Source organism: Xanthomonas bromi (assembly GCF_900092025.1).
Lineage (GTDB): Bacteria > Pseudomonadota > Gammaproteobacteria > Xanthomonadales > Xanthomonadaceae > Xanthomonas > Xanthomonas bromi.
This window is the reverse complement of the sequence record NZ_FLTX01000025.1, coordinates 130,878-152,446: the sequence shown is the minus strand read 5'-3', so window position 1 is coordinate 152,446 and position 21,569 is coordinate 130,878. Positions and strand designations below refer to the sequence as shown.

General features: G+C 65.3%; 16 protein-coding genes and 3 pseudogenes. 3 read left to right on the top strand and 16 right to left on the bottom strand.

Annotation, left to right across the window (positions count from 1 at the left end; all coding sequences use genetic code 11):
• The 14 genes and pseudogenes from XBLMG947_RS09030 to XBLMG947_RS21410 form a co-directional block, all read right to left on the bottom strand.
• Positions 1–624 (bottom strand): EscR/YscR/HrcR family type III secretion system export apparatus protein (locus tag XBLMG947_RS09030; RefSeq protein WP_065467900.1); only part of this gene is annotated, 624 nt, incomplete at its 3' end.
• Position 625: 1 nt separating this feature from the next.
• Positions 626–1,033: a flagellar biosynthetic protein FliO gene (fliO, locus tag XBLMG947_RS09025; protein ID WP_065467899.1), complete on the bottom strand. Its 408-nt coding sequence runs from the start codon at positions 1,031–1,033 to the stop codon at positions 626–628.
• Complete coding sequence (gene fliN / locus XBLMG947_RS09020; protein ID WP_010373746.1) at positions 1,030–1,368, bottom strand: flagellar motor switch protein FliN; 339 nt, start codon at positions 1,366–1,368, stop codon at positions 1,030–1,032. Before fliN ends, fliO begins: the two co-directional genes overlap by 4 nt.
• A complete protein-coding gene (fliM, locus tag XBLMG947_RS09015) occupies positions 1,365–2,378 on the bottom strand; it encodes a flagellar motor switch protein FliM (protein WP_065467897.1) in 1,014 nt (337 codons plus the stop codon). The genes fliN and fliM overlap by 4 nt, the downstream gene beginning before the upstream one ends.
• A gap of 10 nt (positions 2,379–2,388) precedes the next feature.
• Entirely contained in the window at positions 2,389–2,937 is a 549-nt protein-coding gene (locus tag XBLMG947_RS09010) for a flagellar basal body-associated FliL family protein (protein ID WP_181093152.1), read from the bottom strand.
• A 166-nt stretch (positions 2,938–3,103) separates the two neighbouring features.
• Positions 3,104–4,408 carry a flagellar hook-length control protein FliK gene (locus XBLMG947_RS09005; protein ID WP_065467893.1) on the bottom strand — a complete coding sequence of 435 codons (1,305 nt, stop codon included), beginning with the start codon at positions 4,406–4,408 and terminating at the stop codon, positions 3,104–3,106.
• Positions 4,405–4,860 carry a flagellar export protein FliJ gene (fliJ, locus tag XBLMG947_RS09000; protein WP_065467891.1) on the bottom strand — a complete coding sequence of 152 codons (456 nt, stop codon included), beginning with the start codon at positions 4,858–4,860 and terminating at the stop codon, positions 4,405–4,407. Before fliJ ends, XBLMG947_RS09005 begins: the two co-directional genes overlap by 4 nt.
• 3 nt (positions 4,861–4,863) lie before the next feature.
• Positions 4,864–6,240 carry a FliI/YscN family ATPase gene (locus XBLMG947_RS08995; RefSeq protein WP_065467889.1) on the bottom strand — a complete coding sequence of 459 codons (1,377 nt, stop codon included), beginning with the start codon at positions 6,238–6,240 and terminating at the stop codon, positions 4,864–4,866.
• The gene (locus tag XBLMG947_RS08990) at positions 6,237–6,857 is read right to left on the bottom strand and encodes a FliH/SctL family protein (RefSeq protein ID WP_065467888.1); all 621 of its coding nucleotides are present in this window, start codon (positions 6,855–6,857) and stop codon (positions 6,237–6,239) included. The genes XBLMG947_RS08995 and XBLMG947_RS08990 overlap by 4 nt, the downstream gene beginning before the upstream one ends.
• Entirely contained in the window at positions 6,854–7,843 is a 990-nt protein-coding gene (gene fliG, locus XBLMG947_RS08985) for a flagellar motor switch protein FliG (RefSeq protein WP_065467887.1), read from the bottom strand. The genes XBLMG947_RS08990 and fliG overlap by 4 nt, the downstream gene beginning before the upstream one ends.
• Positions 7,844–7,853: 10 nt before the next feature.
• Complete coding sequence (gene fliF / locus XBLMG947_RS08980; protein ID WP_065467885.1) at positions 7,854–9,578, bottom strand: flagellar basal-body MS-ring/collar protein FliF; 1,725 nt, start codon at positions 9,576–9,578, stop codon at positions 7,854–7,856.
• A 13-nt stretch (positions 9,579–9,591) separates the two neighbouring features.
• The gene (gene fliE / locus XBLMG947_RS08975; protein WP_065467883.1) at positions 9,592–9,963 is read right to left on the bottom strand and encodes a flagellar hook-basal body complex protein FliE; all 372 of its coding nucleotides are present in this window, start codon (positions 9,961–9,963) and stop codon (positions 9,592–9,594) included.
• 882 nt (positions 9,964–10,845) lie between these two features.
• A complete protein-coding gene (locus XBLMG947_RS08970; RefSeq protein WP_083992981.1) occupies positions 10,846–14,370 on the bottom strand; it encodes a glycosyltransferase in 3,525 nt (1,174 codons plus the stop codon).
• A gap of 259 nt (positions 14,371–14,629) precedes the next feature.
• Positions 14,630–15,237 (bottom strand): annotated as a pseudogene (locus tag XBLMG947_RS21410) (transposase); the annotation flags it as partial.
• A 346-nt stretch (positions 15,238–15,583) separates the two neighbouring features.
• On the opposite strand from XBLMG947_RS21410, the gene xopN reads away from it, so the two are divergent.
• Positions 15,584–17,710 (top strand): type III secretion system effector XopN, encoded by a 2,127-nt coding sequence (gene xopN, locus XBLMG947_RS08960; protein ID WP_065467920.1) that lies wholly within the window; start codon positions 15,584–15,586, stop codon positions 17,708–17,710.
• Between the two features lie 1,013 nt (positions 17,711–18,723).
• Positions 18,724–19,170, top strand: coding sequence for an Hpa3 family type III secretion system protein (hap3, locus tag XBLMG947_RS08955; protein ID WP_065467881.1), 447 nt, complete (start codon positions 18,724–18,726; stop codon positions 19,168–19,170).
• A 308-nt stretch (positions 19,171–19,478) separates the two neighbouring features.
• Here hap3 and XBLMG947_RS23600 read toward each other — a convergent pair.
• A pseudogene (locus XBLMG947_RS23600) lies at positions 19,479–19,804 on the bottom strand (hypothetical protein).
• Between the two features lie 97 nt (positions 19,805–19,901).
• Here XBLMG947_RS23600 and XBLMG947_RS23595 point away from each other — a divergent pair.
• Positions 19,902–20,609, top strand: a complete 708-nt coding sequence (locus XBLMG947_RS23595) for a hypothetical protein (RefSeq protein ID WP_245228136.1) — start codon at positions 19,902–19,904, stop codon at positions 20,607–20,609.
• A gap of 142 nt (positions 20,610–20,751) precedes the next feature.
• Here XBLMG947_RS23595 and XBLMG947_RS08945 read toward each other — a convergent pair.
• Positions 20,752–21,480 (bottom strand): annotated as a pseudogene (locus XBLMG947_RS08945) (transposase).
• Positions 21,481–21,569 lie beyond the last annotated feature (89 nt).

Genomic DNA, 21,569 nt, shown 5'->3' with positions numbered 1-21,569 from the left:
GGAGGCCACCAGCACCGGGAACGGCACCGCGTCCGGGCCGGCGTACTTGCCGTCGCCGGCCATGCCGGCGAAGGTCATCAGATCGGTTTCACGGATCTGCGCCAGCATGAAGGCGCGCAGCGGCTGGGTGGTCAGCGTCCAGGCGGTGGAAAAATCGATCTGGTTGTTGAGGTACGGCTGCAAACCGGCGCCCCACATCTTCTGCCACACCGGCATCATCACCAGTGCGGTCAGGAACATCGACAGGCCGAGCAACACCTGATTGGACGGGGTCTGGCCGGTGCCCAGCGCCTGGCGCAGCAGGCCCAGCACGATGGTGATGCGGGTGAAGGCGGTCAGCACCAGCAGCATCGACGGCAGCAGGGTGATCGCCGTCATCAACAGCAAGGTTTGCAGCGGCAGGCTCACCGGCTGGTCGCCGATACGGCCTACGCTCACGTTCGGCAGCGACGGCAACTGGTTGGAACCGGCCGGCACCGCGGCAGGTGTTGCCGCCGGTGCAGCGGCCTGCGCCATCGCCGGCAGGGCGGCCGGCGTGGCCGCGGCCAGCAGCGGGCAACTCATCACCAGCAGGATCAGCACCAGGCGCACGCTGCGCCCCCAACAATTCCAACGGCTCAACATGTCAGGGGTCCTTGCGCAGCTTCTGGGCGAGCAGCTGGGCGAAATTGGGAAGTTGCTTGAAAGTGGGCAGGGTGGGGGCGGGCGTGGGCGGCAGCGGTTCGGGCAAGGTGTGCAAGGTGCTGATGCCGCCGGCGGTGACACCCAGCAGCAGCTGCTGGCCGTTCACCTCCACCACCACCACGCGTTCCTTGGCACCCACCGCCAGGCTGGTCACCACACGCAGGCCCTCGGTGCTGCGGAATCCGCTGCCGGGCATGCGCTTGAGCAACCAGCCCAGGCCGACGATCAGCGCGAGCACCAACAGCAATGCAAAGACCGCGCCAAACAGGCTGGGCGAGGCCGGCGCCTGCGCGCCGACCTGGGTCGCCTTGGCCGCGACCGGCGCGACGGCAGCCAGCAGGCCGATCACCGCAGCCTCCGGATCCGTTCGCTGGGGCTGACCACATCGGTCAGGCGGATGCCGAAGCGGTCGTTGATGACGACCACTTCGCCGTGCGCGATCAGGGTGCCGTTGACGTACACGTCCAGCGGTTCGCCGGCGCCGCGTTCCAGTTCCACCACCGAGCCCTGATTGAGCTGCAGCAGGTTACGGATCGGAATGCGCGCGCGACCCACTTCCAGCGACAGCGTCACCGGCACGTCCAGGATGACGTCCAGGTTGAGGTCGGCAGCGTTCTGGTCGTGCTCGGCCTGCAGGCTTTCGAAGGTGGCAGGTGAGGCGTCGAGGATGTCGGAGTTGATCATTTGCTGGAGTCCTGGAAGGGAACGGCGCGTGGGGCTTGCACGCCGGGCGGGCGTACGGCGGTGATCTTGACGGCGTTGTTGCCATTGGAAACGCCGAATTCGCCGGTGAATAACGGGATTTCTTCCACGCACAGCGGCACCTGGGCGGGCAGGTCGATCGGCAGGATGTCACCGATCTTCAGGCCGGTGAGCTGGCGCAGGCTCATGCGCTTGCTGGCCAATACGCTGGACAGCGTGACTTCGGCGGTGTCCAGCTGCTCGCGCAGCATCACGTTCCAGGAGTCGTCGCGGTCGTTGCGGTCGCTCTGGATGCCGGCATCGAGCAATTCGCGGATTGGCTCCAGCATCGAGTACGGCAGGGTGATGTGGATCTCGCCGCCGCCGCCTTCCAGCTCCACATGGAAGCGGCACACCACCACGTACTCGCGCGGGGTGACGATGTTGGCGAAGTGCGGGTTGATCTCCGAGTTGATGTACTCGAAGTCCACGTCCATCACCGGCGCCCAGGCCTCCTTCAGATCGGCGAAGGTCTGCTTGAGCATCAGTTGCACCACGCGCATCTCGGTGGCGGTGAATTCGCGGCCTTCGATGCGGGTGTGGTAGCGGCCGTCGCCACCGAAGAAGTTGTCCACCACGGTGAACACCAGCGTGGGTTCGAACACGATCAGCCCGGTGCCGCGCAGCGGTTTGAAGCGGATCAGGTTGAGGTTGGTCGGCACATACAGCGAGTGCATGTACTCGTTGAACTTGACCAGGTCGATGCCGCGCACCGACAGGTCGGCCGAGCGCCGGATCAGGTTGAACAGGCCGATGCGCCACAGCCGCGCGAAGCGCTCGTTGACCATCTCCAGGGTGGGCATGCGCCCACGGATGATGCGGTCCTGGCTGGACAGGTCGTATTGACGGGCCTCGCCCGGCAGCGGCTCCGGCTCGGTATTGACCGCGCCCGAATCCACGCCGTGCAGCAGGGCATCGATCTCGTCTTGGGAAAGCAGATCACTGACGCTCATGGGGCAGGCCTTACTGGGTAACGAAACTGGTGAACAGCAATTCTTCGACGCATTTCTTGCCGGTCTCGCTGGTCATGACCTTCTGCGCTTCGGCCAGGGCTGACTTCTGCAGCTTCTGCTTGCCGGCCAGGTCGGCCACGTCGGTGGCTTTGGTCTGGGACAGCAGCATCAACAGGTGCGCACGGATGGCCGGGGCGTTCTCGGTGATGAGCTTGAGCTCTTCCGGGTCGCGGGTGACCAGCTGCACTTCCACCTGCAGGTACTGCGGGCCATCGCCGGGGTCGGCCAGGTTGACCACGATCGCCGGGTCCATCGGGAAGTACTGCGCCGGCTTGGGCACTTCGGCCACCTTGGGCGCGTGCTTGTCGCCTTTGTCCTCGCCCTTATGGCCGAGGAAAAACCAGGCGCCGCCGCCGGCGGCCGCCAACACCACCACACCGATGGCGACCAGCAGAAGGGGCTTCTTGCCGCCCTTCTTCTTCTCGCCCTTGTCGTCTTTGTCTTCGGTCTTCTTGGGTTTTTCGGCCGCTGCCACAGTGTGCTCCAGGGGAATGCTCACCCTGTCGATGCAATCGGCATGCCAAAACCGCGTCGGTTTCCTGGCGCAGGCGGTGCGCAAACCGAAAAACCCCCGCAGGCCTTGCGCCGCGAGGGTGGAAGGGCGTCATCGGCCGTCGGCCGAGGCGCGGTTTTTAGCGGCGCCGGGGCGTGCCCGACGCGCCATCTCAGGCGTAGGCGTCCAGCAACCCACGCTGGCGTAACACCACCGACGGAATTCCGACGGGCGGGGCGTCGTCCAGCGTGAGGCCATTGCCGTTGTCGTTGCCGCCATTGCGGTTGCCGGAGGAATTCTGCTGTTGCTGGCCGACATCGGCCTGACCAAGCTGGAAGCCGTTCTGGCCAAGCATTTCGCGCAGGCGCGGCAGGCTCTGTTCCAGTGCCTGACGGGTGTCGGCATTGGCGGCGGTGAAGCTGGCGTTGACCTTGTCGCCATCCAGGTGCAGCCGCACCTCCACCGGACCCATATCGTTCGGGGTCACCTTGATGTGGGCATGGCCGATCTTCTGGTCGGCCAGCCAGCTCATCCGTGCACCGATGGCATCGTCGAAGTTATCGCTGCCCAGGTCCGGTGTGGGCGTGGGCGAGGCGCTGAAGATCGGTGCGGCGTCCTGCACACGGTTGAGGGCCGGCGCAGTGGTGGTCGGCAGCACGAACGCCGGGGCATCCGGGGCTGCCGGGCCGGCGCTGTCGTCGGCAGCCGATTCCAGGGTCTTGGCGGTGATGTTCATCAATGCATGGGCGGTCTGCGCGTCGCCGCTCACTGCCGTGGTCGAGGTGGGCTTGGCGCCTGCGACGGCGGCCGGCACCAGCGCACCCAACGCGGGCAGGGCGCTGCCGGCGCTCGTGGTGGCGGTGGCTGGGGGGGCATCGGTGGGCAGTGCCGTGGCCGTCGCCGCGGCGTTGGCTGCGCCGGCCATGCTGGCAGTCAGCGCCGCTGCGGCGGCGGCGAGTACATCGCCACCCGGCAGTGCCTGCGCCAGCAGGCCCATGCCGAAGCCGCCCAGCCCTGCAGGCGGCCAGCCAGCATCGGTCGCAGCGCCTGCTTCTGCGGGCGCGTCTTCGCTGGTAGTGGCGGCCTTGGCGGTTTTGCCAGGTTTGTTGGTAGCGCCAGCCGCAGCAGTGTTGTTTTCGGTGCTTGCAGGGTCCTTGGCGGCGCCGGACTTGGCCGGCTTGGCATCGCCGTCCTGCGCCCGCGCACGTGCGGTGGCATCGCCGGCCACGTCGTCGTGGTGATCGTCGTCGTCGTTACGATTCTTGTCGGACTGATTGGACTTGGGCGCGGCTTGCTTGGCGGGCACGCGTTCGGGCGCCTGCGGCGGAGCCTGGTGTGGCGTGTTGGCCGGATTGAGCATGCGCGCAAACTGGTCCTGGCCCGCGTCCGGTTCGGACGACGGGTCGCTGTAGCTGGATTTCTTGCCGGTACCGGCAAGCGCGCCGAGGCCGGCGGCGAAGGCGGACAGGGGATTCATGCGGATTCTCCGTGGGTGTCTTGGCTGCGGGCCAGACGCGAACGACGCGCGCCGAGGTCGTCCATCTCGCGCTGGTCGCGGCGTTCGATCACTTTGTTTTCCTGGGCGCGATAGCTGGCGGCCAATTGCTCCAGCACCTGCTTCTCGCGGCTGGCCAGCAGCAAGTGGGTACGCTCGGCTTCGACTTTGGCGATGTTGCTTTGCACGGTCTGCGCCTGTTGCAGCACGGCGCTGTCCAGGCGGTCCAGAAAGGCGCGGCGGTTGGTCAGGGCCACTGCACTGGTGCCGGCCAACTGGCTGTTGGCGTACTCCTCGGCATAGCGGCGCAGTTCTTCCAGGCGCGACTGGTGGGTTTCCAGGGTGCGCTGGCGTTCGGCCAGATCGCGGGCGACCTTGTCTTCCTGTTCCTGCGCGCGGCGCAGTAATGGGTCGATCCGTTTGGACTGCATCATGAATTAGTTCTCGGGTTCGACCAGTTGCTGCAAGGCGGACAGGCTGTCGCTCAGGACCGACGCCTTGTGCACGTCCTGGCCAAGGAATTCGACGATCTCCGGCCAGCGCGCCAATGCTTCGTCGGTGGCCGGGTCGCTGCCGCGCTGGTAGGCGCCGATGGCGATCAGGTCGCGGTTGGCGGTGTAGGCGGACAGCAGGCGTTTGAGCTTGCGGATGCGCAGGCGCCAGGGTTCGTCGGCGATGTCCTGCACCACGCGGCTGACCGACGATTCCAGGTCGATGGCCGGGTACAGGCCGCTGTCGGCAACCCGACGCGAGAGCAGGATGTGGCCGTCCAGAATGGCGCGGGCGGCGTCGGCGATCGGGTCCTGCGGGTCGTCGCCTTCGGTCAGGACGGTGTAGAAGGCGGTGATCGAGCCGCGGCCCTTGGCGCCGTTGCCGGCACGTTCCACCAGCGCCGGTAATTTGGCGAACACCGACGGCGGATAGCCGCGGGTGGTCGGCGGCTCGCCGACCGACAGGCCGATCTCGCGCTGCGCCTGCGCAAAGCGGGTCAGCGAGTCCATCAGCAACAATACGTTCAAACCCTGGTCGCGGAACCATTCGGCAATGGCGGTGGCGCGGTAGGCACCGTGCAGGCGCGCCAGCGGCGGGCGGTCGGCCGGGGCAGCCACCACCACGGCGCGGCGCAGGCCTTCTTCGCCCAGGGTGGTTTCGACGAAATCGCGCACTTCGCGGCCACGTTCGCCGATCAGGCCGACCACGATGACGTCGGCCGAGGTGAAGCGGGTCATCATGCCCAGCAGCGTCGATTTACCGACGCCGGAGCCGGCGAACAGGCCCACGCGCTGGCCGCGGCCGATCGGCAGCATGGCATTGATGGCGCGCACGCCCACATCCAGCGAGGTGGTGATGGGTTCGCGCGCCAGCGGGTTGATCGACACGCCGGCCATGCCGACGCTGCCTTCGGCGCGGATCGGGCCCTTGCCGTCCAGCGGGGTGCCGTCGCTATCGATGACCCGGCCGAGCAGGCCTTCGCCCACTTCCACGCCGCCGCGGCGCCGCGAGGGCACCACGCGGGCATTGGGCAGCAGGCCGTGCAGTTCGGCGCTGGGCATCAGATAGGTCCGTTCGCCGGCGAAGCCGACCACTTCCGCATCGACCCAACCGCCGTCCACTTCGACCTTGCAGGTGGCGCCCATCGGCGCTTCGCAGCCGATGGCTTCCAGGGTCAGGCCGACCGCGCGGCGCAGGATGCCTTCACGGATCAGGGTGCGCCCGGCGGTGGGTTCCAGGCCAAGCCCGCTCAGGCGGGTGGCCAGGCGCAGGTTGCGTGCATCCAGCCAATCGGCCGGGGTGGCACCGAACAGGGCGCTCACAGGCCTGCTCCGGATTTGCGCATGACGGCTTCCAGCGCGGCCCGCAGGCGCGCATCCAGGGTGCCGTCGATGCGCACGCTTTCGGCGTGTACACGCAGGTCGCCGCGGGTCAGGCTCATGTCCGGGGCGACGCGGGTGGTGCTGCTGGGCGCCAGATGCGGCAGCAGCGCGGTGATGTCGTCCGGATGCAGACGCACTTCGACTTCGCGCCCGGCACCACCCACCGCATCGACCGCCTCGCCGACCAGCTCGGCCAGCAGCTGCGGGTCGGCCTGGTAGGCGCGGCCGACCAGCTGGCCGGCGATGCGCACGGCCAGGTCGCCGAGCGCACCGATCACTTCGTTTTCCAGTCGCGCCAGCGGGCGGGTGAAGTTGTCCAGGATGCCGTCGATCTGCGCGGTCAAACGGCGCACTTCCGACTGGCCCTGGGCAAAGCCTTCGGCATGGCCGCGCGCAAAGCCTTCCTGCTGGGCGGCGTCTTCGATGGCCTGGATCTCTTCCAGGGTCGGCGGGCGCAGCACCGGCTCATAGACGGCGGGTTCGTCGAATTCGGTTTCCGGCGCAGCCGGGGCCAGATGCAGGTCCGGAGCCAGCCAGCGGGTGATCACGTCGTTCATACCATGGCCTCCGCACCGGCGCCGCCCAGGCTGATGGCGCCTTCGTCAGCCAGACGGCGGACGATGGTGAGGATTTCCTTCTGCGCCGCTTCCACGTCGGCCAGGCGCACCGGGCCGCGCGCTTCCATGTCTTCGAGCAGGATTTCGGCCGCGCGCTGGGACATGTTGCGGGTGATCTTTTCGCGCACCTTGACGTCGGCGCCGCGCAGGGCCAGGCCCAGGCGCTCGCCGGAGACTTCGCGCAGCAGCGTCTGCAGGCCGCGGTCGTCCAGGTCGACCAGGTTGTCGAACACGAACATCAGGTCCTGGATCTTGCCGGCTAGGTCGGCGTCGATCTTGCCGATCTCGCCCAGCACGCCCTGGTCGGAGCCGGTGTCCAGGAAGTTGAGGATATTGGCCGCCACCTTGATGCCGCCCACGTTGGACGACTTCAGGTTCTGGTTGCCGGCAAACTGACGCTCCATGATGTCGTTGAGCTCGCTCAGCGCGTTCGGCGGAATGCCGTCCAGCGTGGCGATGCGCAGCAGCACGTCGGCGCGGGTGCGCTCGGGCAGCAGCTTCAGCGCTTCGGCAGCCTGGTCGCTGTCCAGATGCGCCATGACGATGGCGATGATCTGCGGGTGTTCGTTGCGCACCAGGTCGGCGACGGCGCGCGGGTCCATCCACTTCAAGGTGTCCAGACCGGTGGTGTTGCGGCCGAGCAGGATGCGGTCGATCAGGCCGCCGGCCTTGTCGGCGCCCAATGCCTGGATCAGCACGTTGCGGATGTAGTCGTCGGCGCCCACGCCCAGCGAGGTCTTGCCGGCCAGTTCGCCGTTGAAGTCGTCCATCACCTTTTCGACCTGATCGCGCGAGATGCCGGTCATGGTGGCCATGGCGATGCCGATCTTCTGCACCTCCTTGGGGTCCATGTGCTTGAGCACTTCGGCGGCGTCGCTCTCACCCAGCGACAGCAACAGCACGGCGGCGCGCTGCACTCCGGTCATCGGTTGTGTTTCAGGCTTCACTGGCGACCCATCCCTTTACGACTTGTGCAACACGTTTTGAATCGGCTTTGACGGCTTCACGCGCGACACGCATGCGCTCTTCGTAGGCGTCCGGCAGGGCGATCGGGGTCTTCTTGTCCTGACCGATCTGCGCGGTGTCTTCTTCAAGGCCGGGCAGCAGGTCGTTGTCTTCGTTGACCATCCGCACGTCGGCGCTCTGCGGAGTGCCATCGTTGCCGCCCTTGCGTTCTTTTTCCTTGACTGCGGTCACGCCGGTGAGCTGACGCAGGGTGGGGCGCACCACGCCGAACAGCAGCGCCAGCACCACCACCGCACCGACCAGCAGGCGCAGACCGTTCTGCACGCGCGGATCTTCCCACCACTTCGGACCTTCTTCACCGGCCACCGCTTCGCGCACGAAAGGGGCATTCATCACCGACACCGTGTCGCCGCGTGCCGCGTCGAAGCCCACTGCCTGCTTGACCAGGCCTTCGATACGGGTGAGCTCGGCAGCGGTGAGCGGCTGTTCGACCATCTTGCCCTTGGCGCCGGGGCGCGGGACGTTGTCCAGCAGCACCGCCACCGAGACGCGCTTGATGCGACCGGCCGGCTGGCGGGTGTGTTGCAAGGTTCGGTCCAATTCGTAGTTACGGGTGGCGCTCTTGGAGCTTTCGGTCGGCGCGGCTGCTGCGGTGGCCTGGCCGTTGGCGGCAGCCGGGGTGCCCGGTGCGCCTGCCGCGGCCGGCGCCGGTGGCTGGCCGGGGCTGTTGCTGGTGGCGCCCGGAGGACCCTGCGGGCCGGTGGCCGTGGTGCTGGTGTCGTTGACCTGCTCGCTGCGCAGCTTGGCCGGTTCGCCGTTGTAGAGCTCGCGGGCTTCTTCGACCACCGAGAAATCCATGTCCACGCTGGTTTCCGGGTTGACCCGGCCCGGGCCGGTCATCGGTTCCAGCAGTTCGCGGATGCGCTGGTTGTAGGAGCTTTCCTGGCGGCGCACCTGTTCGAACTGGGCGGCGTGCTGGGCGGCATCGCTGTTGGGGTCGGCAATGGAGAGCATGCGGCCGCTCTGGTCGACCACGGTGACGCGTTCGGGGGTCATGTCCGGAATGCTGGACGCCACCAGATTGACGATGGCATCGACCTGGTTGCGTTCCAGGCCCTGGCCGCCGCGCAGTTCCAGCACCACCGAGGCGCTGGCCACGTCGCGCTGGCGAGTGAAGGCGCTGGGCTTGGGAATGGCCAGATGCACACGGGCCTCGCGCACCGGGCGCAGGGTGCCGATGGTGCGCGAGAGTTCGGTTTCCAGGGCGTGCTGGTAGCGGGCGTTTTCCACGAACTGGCTGACGCCGAAGCCCGGGTCCTTTTCCATCAGCTCGAAGCCGCCGCCGGTTTCCTTGCCGGTCAGGCCCGAGCCAGCCAGCTTCAGGCGGGCGTCGTACAGACGGTCCTGCGGCACCGAAATGGCGCCGGTCCCCTGGTCGATCTTGAACGGGATCTGCGCGGTGCGCAGCAGGTCTGCCGCTTCGGCATTGCCCTTTTCGTCCAGGCCGGTGTACAGCGACTGATAGCCGGGTTTCTGCGACCAGAAGAACACTGCCAGGCCGGCCGCCACCGCGAGGGCGATCATGGCCATCATGGTCAGCTTGCGGGTGATCTGCAGGCTGCGGACACGGTCGAACCATTGCCCCGCCTTTTCGGCGTTCTGGTTCATGTTTTCTTTGCTGATCGCGAGTGCCATGTGTCGTCAACCTTTACAGCGGCATGTTCATGACGTCCTGATAAGCCTGGACGAGACGGTTGCGGACTTCCACGGTGGCGCGGAAAGCCACCTGGGACTGCTGGGAGGCGACCATGACCCGTGCCAGATCGGCCGTGGGGTCGCCCATTTCGAATGCTTTGGACAGTGCGCCGGCCTTCTGCTGGGCCTCGTTGACGCCGCCGATGGCGCCGCGCAAGGTCTCGCTGAAGCTCGGTGCCTGCGTCGCCGGTGTTCCCTGCGCGCCGGCCAGCCCCTGGATCTGGTTGCCGCGCGCCGCATCGCCTACCGCGCCCATCGGGCCTTGGCCCATCTGCGTCTGGTAGCTGCGGATCTGCGAGAGGATGGAGGTAACGGAGTCGCTCATGGGTGCGGTCAGCCAGGGAGGCATCCACATCAATGCAAGCGGCGTGCCGAAATGGCGCCGGGATTCCGGCGCTGGGGCGGGGAGCGGCTGTTGCCGGGGCTGCGAGGTGGTCCGCGGCCGCGATTTCTTCGCGGGAATCGCAAATCGAGTCCGGCGCTGTTGGCGAGCCTGGCGCTTTATCCAGACCGGTTCGGTGGACAGGCGCGGGTCTGCTCAACCAGGTTGTGTAGCAAGACGTGGGCCTGTCTGGTGCAGAGCGAGTGATCTGCAGGTTGGCTGCAGAGTCCTTGCCCGCCCACCATCGAGGGACACGCAGCAAGTACGTCCTTGTAAGCTCCTTGGCGGCATTCATGCCGCCAAGGGTCCCGCGATGGTGGGCGGGCAAGGACCCGTCTAGATGGTCGGTGTGTCAATGCAGGCGGATAGCCAACGTGGGCCGGCGATGGGACTAGATGCGGCCAGTTTCCAGCGCAAGCGCGAAGTCGTGCCGCCCTCGGAAGTCGTGCCGCCCGGGTATGGCGAGCTGCGCTGTTGACCCACCGAGCAACCTTCTAGCGCGGTGTCTCGCCGCTTGCGGGACCGTTGGCGGCAGGGATGCCGCCATCCAGCCCCCAGGGACGGGTTCACGGCGTGTCCCGCGAGCGGCCAGGGCACCGCGCCCTCGACCGACTCGGCTTTTGACGCTATCAAGAAAGACGCTGCGGCCGAATATCTCCCACGAGTGGCAAGTGCGCTGCGCCCTCAACCGACTCGGCCGCCCCCTATGGATAGATAAACGCTAAGACCGGACACCTCCATACCTGTGAGCCGGTCGAATCGGGCCGACTGGACGTGATGATGGGCGTGCTCACCCATGGTTGAGCGCGCCGCGCGGCCGGGTGATCAGTCCGGCAGCCATGCCGCCCGCCACTGGTCCAGATTGCTGCCGCTGAGCATCCAGTCGCGTCGCACCACCTCGCGCAAGGCCGCACCCTTGGCGCGTGCTGCGTCCAGGTCGGCCAGATGCTCGCGGATGGCGCCAATCCAGTCGCGGTAACGATTCTTCACCAGCGTCACCGGCAGGTTGCCCTGGTAGCAACGTACGTCGCTGGCGATCACCGGATAACCGCAGGCGCCGTACTCCAGGAGGCGCAGATTGCTCTTGCACGCGTTGAACAGGTTTTGCTCCACCGGTGCCAGCGCCAGATCCAAGTCCAGCGACGCCAGCGCCGCCGGGTACTGGTCGATCGGCATGCCCGGCTGGAACTGGTGGATGTGCTGGCGCAGCGCGAACGGGTACATCCCCATGAACACCCATTCCACCTCGTCGGTGAGCTCCTTCACCACGTCGGCAATCAGTTCCAGGTCGCCGGTATGGCTGGCGCCGCCAGCCCAGCCGATGCGTGGCTTGCCACCCTGGCGTTCGGCCCGCGCAGGCAGATGTTCCCACCAATGCGGCGGCAGGCGGTTTTCCGCCACGCGAATATCGCTGTGCAGCCCGGCAAACGCCTCGGCCAGGGCAGGGGTGGAGACCACGAAGCGGTCCACCATGCCCAGCCCGCGCCGCACGGTCTTGAGAATGTCCTTGGGCATGTGCTCGCGATGGGCATTCTTCAGCGGCAGATTGGGCAGGTAGTCGTCCAGTTCGTAGACCTTGAACGCGCGCGACAACGCCTTCATCCGCCGCATTGCTTCCAAACGTGCTTCGCCGACCTGGCGTTGCAGGATCACCACGTCGGGATCCTGGCGCGCCAGCTCGGCGATCTCCAGATAGCCGTTGAACAACACGCCTTCGGCCAGTCCGGCCTCGCGCAGGGCGCGCAACGGCTGGATCACCCGGTAGTGGCCGCAGCCTTCGATATCCGCCGGCAGCGCCATCACCCGCGGCAGCGGCCGCCACGACTGCAGTGGACGCCAGCTGGCGCGCGGGTCGGCCAGCTGGAAGCCGGCGCCCGGGTCCAGCGAAAACCCAGGGTTGTAGGCCGGGTCGTTGGCCATCAGCGGCAGCCAACGGGCGTACATCGCTTCTTCGTCCAGCGCGGCGGCGGCGGGTGGTTCCAGCGGGTCGATCAGCAGTTGCGCGCGCGCTGCGAACACATTGAGGTAGCCGGCCTGGTGCAGGCGTAGGCACAGGTCCGCATCGCTCCACGGCGCCAGTCCCGGCTCCAGCGCAAAACCGCCGGCCTCCAGGAACAGCTGGCGCGGCAGCATCAGGCACTCGCCACTCAGCGCAGCGTAGTTCTGGTCCAGCTGCAGGCGTTGCAGGTAACCGGAGTCGTCGAAGGCGCTGCCGTCGAAGGCGCGTGCGACCGGTGCCCCCAGGCCCAGCAACAGACCGGCGTGGTGCACGGTGCCGTCGCTGCGTAACAGCTTGCCGGCCACCGCGCCCACTTCCGGGCGGAGCGCGTGGTTGAGCAATTGCTCCAGCCAATCGGCCTTCATCACTGCCGCGCCTGCGGCCAGCCATAGCAGCACGTCCCCACGCGCATGCTCGGCGGCGGCGTTGCAGACTGCTTCGCGGCAGGGATCGGCGTCGAAACGCAGCACGCGGATCTGCTGCATGCCCAGCGCGTCGATGCCGGCCAGCCAGTCGCGCAGTTCCGGCTGGCTGCTGGCGCGGTCCAGCAACAACACTTCGTAATGCGGATACGCCGTGTTGGCAAGGATGCTTTCCAGGCAGCGCTGCACCTGCGCCAGGCGGCCATCGACCAGCACCAGAATGCTCACCAATGGCTGCTGCGCGTGCCGGTACTCCAGCGCATGACGGCCAGGGCCGGCGCTGTGCACCTGCGCGTCTACATAACCGCGCGCAGCGAGGTGACGCGCAATGGCCTGGTGTTCGTCGGCATCGCCATGCCGGGTTTGGGGGGAGGCCGCCAGTAACGGCTCGGCGATGTGCTGCACACCGGCCAGCCCGTGGCGTTCGACCAGCCCCAGCTGGCGATTCAGCTCGAAGGCCGCGCCCGGACCTGCCGGAAACCCGCCATCGGCCACCAGCGTGGCCTGGCGGAACAGCCAGTGCCGCGACAGCGTGGAAGGCGCGCTCAGCAGCGCGTCCAGGTACAGCGCTGGCCGCAGCGCCAGCCCCAGCTGGCGGTTGTCCAGCGCCACCACTTCGTCGGCGTACACCGCCTGGCAGGTGTCCGGCAGCGCGAGCAGGCCCAACGCCACCACGGTCAGCCCACTGAGGGTGAACACGGCACCGGCGTCGACCAGCAGCACCCAGTCGATGCCCTGCTGCGCGGCGATGGCCTGGTTGAGTGCCGGCACCAAGCCGTCGTTGTCGATCAGCACTCCGCGTTCGGCGTCGCGGACCTGCGTCGGCGAGGTGCTGAGCACCCAGGTCTGCTGATTTGGATAGCCGCCGGGCACCTGCAGGCTGGCCAGCGTGGCGACCACGGCCTGGGCATCGCCATCGCGGTCGATCAGCATCACCGCAATCCGCGGCCCGCCGGCATGCGCCTGCAGGCGCGCATCGATCAACGCGCGCTGCACGTCGCTGGGATGCCGCACGCCCAGCCACGTGGCCGGCGATACCTGCTCGGTCATGCCCGCGCTACGCATCAGCGCATTGACCAGATCCACCGACTTGAACACGCGCGCCTTGTGCGGGCTGAGCGGCGCCACGCGCACCTGCCGGTTGTCGCCGTGCTCACGCCGCCAACCGAGCTGACGGATGCCCTGGCGCAAATCCTCATGGCCCTGATCGCCGACCCCGACCTGATCGCGGCCGGCCTGACTGAACTGCGCGCTGGAGACGCGAAAGTGCGTGAGCGGCCTGGCCAGAAACGCCAGGTGGCCGTGGCGCAGCAGCTTGACGTAGATCGCCAGATCGCCGACCCAGTGGATCGGTTTGCCGTTCAACATCATCAGCGCGTTGCCCAGCGCCAGCAGCTCGGCGCGCCGTGCCAGCACGCAGCTCGGCTCGCCGATGAAGTTGATGGCATGGTCGGACAGGAACGACACCAGTTCCGGCCCATCGATCAGCACGTCTTCGTCGAACGGAAAGTTGGTGGCCAGGATGTCCGGCAACGGCGCGCCATCGTCGTCGATGCGTTGCCGGCGTGAGGACGCCATCGCCGTGCCGGGGGTGCGCTCGATCGCTTCCACCAGCTGCGCAATGCAATCCGGCTGCAGCACATCGTCGTCGTGCAGGAACTTGACGTACTCGCCCTGCGCCAGCCCGATGCCCTTGATGGTGCTGCCGAGTTCGCCCAGCCGCGTCGGATTGCGGTGGTAGCGGATCGGGAAGGGAGCGGACGCCAGGCGCGGCGCCAGGATGGACGCGATCGCGCCATCGCCATTGTCGTCGCAGATCACCAGCTCCAGCGCGGCGTAGGTCTGAGCCAGCGCGCTGTCCAGCGCCTGCGCGAAGTAGCGCGGCTTGTAGGTCGGCATGACGATGCTGACCAGGGCAGGAGAGTTCATGGGCGGTCGTTCGAGTTGATCATTCAAGAATTATCCGATGCTGGACGCGGTGCCGGTGCGAATCGATTCGATCACGCCGGAAGACGGCGAGCATCGAATTGGCCGAAAACCAATGCAATATGCATGCCGCGCAACGCACTGGTGCGTTGCCATCGGGAGCAATGGCGACGATGGCACTGGACTGTCCGTCCGCTGGCATTCGCTTCCAGGCTCCTGAAGTCACCAGTGCGCTTGGTCACGGACAGTGTGGCGGACGAGATCCAGCGGTTGCTGGACAGGCATGCGTGCACTCGGTGACCCAGCGATGGCGGCCCAAGCGGTTGTTGCGCTCGACTCCCTTGCGCGCGATTCGCGCGATGCCGCCGCGCTGCTTGAGGACGTTGCGACATACCGTTCGATGGCGGAGGCCTTATCGGCATGCAGTTTGCGCGCACGCGCTGGTTTTCCGACATTTGCAGGCAAGGCATCAAGCAACTCCTCGAAGACGAACGAATCGTGCCGGTTGGCGCCGGTGAGGCCCACCGTCAAAGGCACGCCGTCACACTGGTAGCGTCCAAACCTGCCCGGCTCTGATCCAGCGTCTGGCCGCGTCGTAGCTCGGCCAGCAGTCCTTGGATGCAGGCGATGCCACACACCGGCCGCTTGCCAATCATGCAACCCGCGCCAGCAGCTCATGCCGTTGCTGTCGCCCAGCTCCAACGTCAGGTCTTCTCACGTCATCCCCGTGCGCAACACATCGACGATGCCGTTGACGGCTTGCTGATCGCCGATACGCGGCCGTCCACCTTTGGGCGAACGCTTCACCTGCGCAATCAGTGGCTCTATGCGTTTCCACAGCGCAATGGGGATCTCCTTGCGACGTGTCATGCCCGCAATTTTTCCAATAACGGGACACGATCCAAGGGGGTTTGTTGGCGGCTCTTGAGCGGCCATCGGCAGGCCAGGCAACGATGTGGAGATGCATGTTGCTTCGCATACGACGACAGCAACTCTACGCTGCAGCCGGGAGTCTGCTACCGCCGTGGTTCAATCCTGGCGTCGTAGGCTTAGCCATCACCGCCGCCTCGGCAGGCTCAGGATTGCACCCGGAACTTCGCCAAGCGAAGTAGGTTTTCCGGCATCTGCGATGCAATCCCAGACGATGCGCACCAACCGTGTCGTTCTTGGTAGGCGTATCGCTCTATCTGCCGTGTCCAACGCTATGAGATATGCAATGAAGACATCTGTATCCGTCGATTCGTCCAGCCGCAGCGCGATGCCAGCCGCGCCGGAGATTCGGGACGTAGCGTCCTCCAGCGCCGGCACTTGTTTAGACGTCCGAACCGATGTTGCACATGATCCCGCACTCAGTCCGCTGCGGAGTCCGCCCGCAAGGCGCAGCAGTGAAACCACGTTGGCGACATTGCCGGCCATAACCGACCCCGAGAGCAGAGCGCTGGCTCCGCAGCCGGTCGTGTCTGCGGATACGGCGACAACGACGCTGGCACGCCTCCATCGGCAACTGATCCAGGACGATGCACGTCCCATCGCAGCGGACTTGGCAGCCGACCTGATCAGCAGGTTGAGACCGATGAAGGCGCCTGCCGCCGACGGCGCGCAGCGTGCGGCAACATATGCGGATCTGGTCAGCCGCATCAGCGAAAAGGATGTCATGGATTGGTACAAGGCGCAGGGGCTGAGCGAAAGCGACGTGTTCGCGTTGCGGCGCGCGACATTGCTGTCCGGCCTGCCCAATCCAAGCGGTAGTTTTCTCACCAATTCGCTGCAATACATTGTCGCGCCTTGGGTCAACTACCAGACCGGCAAGCCTTGGTTCGGAGCCGGAATCGGGATTGGCACTGCGTTCGCCGCGGCGCCAGTGGCCGCTGTTCATCACCCGACGGTAGTCACCTTGTGCGAGTCGATTCGCGAGCATGGGGGCCACACCATCGTGCCGGACAAAAAGGAGTTCAATGACAAGCACTGGCTCCCCGACCTGGCGCAGGCCCTTGAGAAAAAGATCGCAACATTCGCCAAGGCCTGCGACGCGTTCCGCGAGATCCAGAATGCTCCAGATGCTTCCACTGAGGAGTATGTGGACTCAGCCCGAACCTTGCTTGCAGCGGAGAAGGAGTTGCATCTAGCCCAGCACGATTTCGTGATGACCCAGGGCGCGCACGACCGGCAGTGGAAGGGAAACCGTTGGCAGGCCATTCCTCGTATCTTGCGCTCGCCGGTGGCCAGCGCGCTTGGCTTGCTCACCAAGACGAACGCGATGCGTGCGTTGTCGCCGACGGCGCAGACAGTCGGCGCCATATTGATGACGGCTGCGCAACACGTGGCGGCCGGTTTCGACGAGCAAGCCAAGCAAGAAAGCAACAACGTGCTCAACCTCTTGTACGCCAACGTGTTCACCGCAAGCGGGAAAGAAAAGATTGCCCGCGGCGCGCCGCTGATGGCAGCGGACATCGATACCGGAAAATTGCGCAAATTGATCGAGTCGCCGTTGCAAAACCTGGTGAAACGTGTTGCCAAGGGGCTGGCGTTGGTGGAGAAAGAGCTGGCAGAGGAAGTGAAGAAAATGGAGAGGCCGCAAGGCGCGCCAGATGCCGACGACCTGGACCTGGAGGCCGGCCATGGCAGCGGACCCGCGAGGAAACTGAGCTTGCTGCGCAATGACCTGCAGGCTTTGCGCGAGCGCAGGCTCGACGAACTCGATCCGAACGGTCTTGCATCAAAGCTGCTCATCGGGGCCGAGAAATCGGTGCTGTCCGCTCAACTATTCAATGACATCATCGATAAATATTCATCGCGAGAACTCTCTGCCCAGACTTGCCAGCGCATTGGTCAGACGTTCCAACTCGTCGTGTTTGGCAGCGCCGCGTCCTCGGTGATCGGTAAGGTCGCCTCGGCTGCCCAGGGGGGAGCACGCAACGTCCCGGTCGCCGAAAGCCTGGCGATCACCGCGCTGTCAGGAGGAATGGCCGCCGTTGGCGCCTTGAATCAGCACGTCGCCACCTCGCTCAAGTGTCATCGTCGCGACACCGATGTAGATATTGGATGGAAGGCGCAGACGCTTCGCGGCATCATGGGGACCAAGCACGAAGCGCTGGCCCAGCGGCGCGGCACCAAGGCGAGCAAGGCGATCAACGCCTTGCTGGAGGACAACGACGTGGAAGCGCTGCTCGTCTCGGCGAGGGAGTTGGTCGCGCAGGCCCCCAGCACCTCTGCAAGTTCCCACAACCCCTCGTCGTCGACATCGGCAAGGGAACAGCTGCGTCCGGTGCAGCAGCCGGCTGCGCAAATTTCCGAAATCGTTCCGGAGAGCGAAGCAGAGTCAGCGACATTCCGGCCTGCCTGAGTGGCTGCGTCCATCGACTAGGAGGCTTGGCGAAGCCAATGGCCCAACAGCCTTCGCAGGGCGGCCCGCCGCGTACCCGCGCTGCGATGAAATTCGGCCATCTCATGTCCGACCGATCCCGCATCAGGACAACACGAGCCTGGGTCTCGGCAGATGCAGGTAGCCCGCTGTGCTGATCGATGGCTTCGTCTCGTGCGCTGGAGGCGAGTTCTGCGGCTTGTTGCAGTCGTGCTGTGCCTGATGTAGCTCCTTCCGTGCTGCCAGCAAGATGACGGCGCACATCATAGTGCCGACGCCAAACCCGGCGGCGGGCGATGGCCGTTGTGTCGTATAGCTGAGCCATGGCGAGACGATGTACTGCCGAGTCCGGCGCGATCGGGCGTGCATTGTCGGACGTCAGTTCTGACGGCTGCGGAGGTACATACACTGGCCAACGCTATTTCCTGAGGTGTATACGGCAGATAGATCGACCTGTATCAGAACAGTAAGGTTTGCGCACGCACGGGATTGCATCACAGATGCCGTGGAACCTCCCTCCCTGTGCGAGGTTCCGGGCGCAACCCTGAGCCTGCCGTTACTCATGCAGGCGAAGTTGTGAATGCACCGCACGAACGCTCCCGATCGCGAATCGGCGCCTTGGACACAGTCGATGTGTCGTGCGTGACAGAGGGACGATTTTTCAGTGCTGTAGGGTTCGGCGATCGGCTCGCGCGCCGCCATCTCGCCAACATCATTGAGCACAGCGGTCGCGAAACAAGGCGGAAGCTTGCGTGTGTTTGCCTTGGCGCGGAGCGGTTTGATAAGGACACCGGCGACAGTTGGGTCGACTACAGCTTGGTGCCGGACTTGAATGAGGGGGGCGCGTGCGTCCCGATTTGTGTGTGTGGCGCTGTGCTGCTTCGCGCCTTGCGTCGATAATTCGCGCCGCTATTCCAGTGTTTCGACGCGGACAGCGAAACTGTGTAAACAGAAAAAACTGAAAATTAGGCAGTTTTTATCGCGAGGTATTTCAGATGACATCTGATCAGATCAATCATGATCCCATGATCACAGCGTTCTTTTCCGGGCTTGGCATACGCCTGGGCCTGAACGATGCTCTGGTGCAGCGTCTGCGAGAAGGCGAGACCGTTCTCGGGCCTGCGGGCTTGCTGTGTCGCGTGCATACGCAATCACAGGACGGTGGCGTGTCCGGATTTCCCGAGGTCATCCTGCCGTTGGCTGCGCGCGAACTCGGTGGCGACGACGTAGTGACGCTGCTTGCGCTGCAGGAACAACTACTGACCGAATATGGGTGGCGGCTGACGATGTCCACTCTGGGCCTGCTCTGCATCTGCCCGTTGTTACTCGCGCAGACGCCCGAAGACGTGGCGGCCACCCTCGAGCGGGGACAGGTCGTGGCACGTGTCGTGCTGGATGCGCTGGTGACAGGGGCCGGCAGTACGACGGAGGCGATCATATGAAGCTCACACGCCAGAACAGCGCCCCAGCGTCGATGCCAAGCGCGCCGCCGGCAAATCCCAACGCACTGCATGAGAGCGATGCAGTCGTGCCAGGGACGTGGGCGTCGCCTTCCGCGCCGCTGCAAGGGCTGCCTAGACCAAGCGCGCGTCTGCGCGAAAATAGGGCCGGCAAGCTGCCGATGGGCGAACCATCCACCGCCTATAGGAGACCGTGGCAGATGGAAGCGGGCGAATCTTCCCGCGCTGCATCTGAGCGTGCGGAGAGCAGCCATCGCGCTGGAGAGCATCAAGGCGACCCACAGATCGCTTCACCGTCGGCGGCGCAGGGTTCATACGCAGCGCGTTGTGTGGCCGCCCGCGATCGCCTGAAGGCGCAGCTGCGCGCCGGTTTGCAGAGTCGCCGGTTTGCCGAGCCCTCAGCCGAGCAGCTGGCATTGCAGGCAGAATACGTGCAATGGGCCGATGCCCGTCTGCAGGAGCGTATTGATGCGTTCGGGCCAGACGCCAGCTACCAAGCCGCCGGGGATATGAAGGCGGTCGGCAGGAAAGCGTCGCTGCCCCTTGCCTATGAATGTCTCAGATCGTTTTTTGTCGGCGCACTGCGAACGCCCTCTGGGACCGCCGACCAGACCAGCCGCGCTCCTGCCTCCGAGTCCTTGGGTTCGGCAACGCTCGCCGCGGCGATATCGGAAATGGCATCGCACACATGCGATACGTTGCTGATTCCCTCGATGGACCGGCGTGCACGTGTCGCCAACCTGCCGCGTTTCCAGGCGCTCGATCCCAAGATCCTGCTGCCAGATCCACCGCCGGTATTGTTGGAAATCACCTCGGATGGAAGCAAGCGCTTCGTGCGTCCTGGTGAAAACGGCACGCCAAGCCGGGCCGAACTCACGGCACAGGCCCACAACCGCCGCGCGGAGATATCTCGGCGCCAGTCCAGGCTGGAAGATGAAGCTCCGCAAACCATGCCGCTCATGTCATCGAGCAGTGCTGGCTTTCACGCCGAGCCGAGTGTGTCAGCCAATTCTGGAATGCTCACGGAAGTTGCCGAGGCCGGATTAAGTGCATTAGCCACCGGCGGCGCAAGCGCATTGCGCAAAGCGATGCTCGATGCGGGCAAGGCCATTGGTCCGACTGGTCAGATCACGGTTCCCGATTTGCTGGGTGGGCATCAGCGCTTGAATCTGTTCGCCCTGGCATTGCCTGACAAGGAACGTCCTCCGGCCACGTGGTCCGATGCAGTGCATTTTCCGGATTATCTTCTACAGACAGGTAGGCAAGCGATGTCGCTAGCCAGACAGGCGTTCAGCACGGCGAACGCGGCAGCCGCGGCGTTACGCAATGTGCTGGGACGCCCCATGGTCGGCAGCTTGCTGACCAATATGGCGTCGTTTGGTGCGGCCCGATGGACCGCGTCTCCGCTGCACAGCAGATAAGGCGGTGCAGCTAGGGAAGACCTGCACATTAACCAGCATCTTGTGGATGTGATCGGCACCGCCGAGATAGCGTGCAATCCCGGCCTCTGCGTTGCAATCCATGCACCGTCCGGCAGCTTATGCTGCCGCCAGCGGTGCGTTTTCAGAAGTTCTTTGGAGCCGCTAATAAAATCCCACGAGGACGCCATAAGCAGATGATGGAGCAAGCAAGCGAGAGCAGCGCCACGTGGAGATCGATGCGGCGTTCGAAGCGGATTCGCAGTCTGCCCATGCCCGCGACCAGGCATGTGTGCGCTCGACGACCAGCGATGACGGCCCAATCGGTCGTTGCGCTCGACTCCCTGGCGCGCGATTCGCGCGATGCCGCCGCGCTGTTTGAGGACGTTGCGACATACCGTTCGATGGCGGAGGCCTTGCCGGCATGCAGTTTGCGCGCACGCGCTGGTTTTCCGGCATTTGCAGGCAAGGCATCAAGCAACTCCTCGAACACTAACGAATCGTGCCGGTTGGCGCCGGTGAAGCCCACCGTCAAAGGCACGCCGTCACACTGGTAGCGTCCAGACCTGCCCGGCTCTGATCCAGCGTCTGGCCGCGTCGTAGCTCGGCCAGCAGTCCTTAGATGCAGTCGATGCCACACACCGGCCGCTTGCCAATCATGCAACCCGCGCCAGCAGGTCATGCCGTTACTGTCGCCCAGCTCCAACGTCAGGTCTTCTCACGTCATCCCCGTGCGCACCACATCGACGATGCCGTTGACGGCTTGCTGATCGCCGATACGCGGCCGTCCACCTTTGTGCGAACGCTCCATCTGCGCAATCAGTGGCTCTATGCGTTTCCACAGCGCAATGGGGATCTCCTTGCGACGTGTCATGCCCGCAATTTTTTTCCAATAACGAGACAATATCCAAGGAAATTTATCTGCGGATCTTGGGAGGACGAAACGCGTGCCGAGCAATGCCA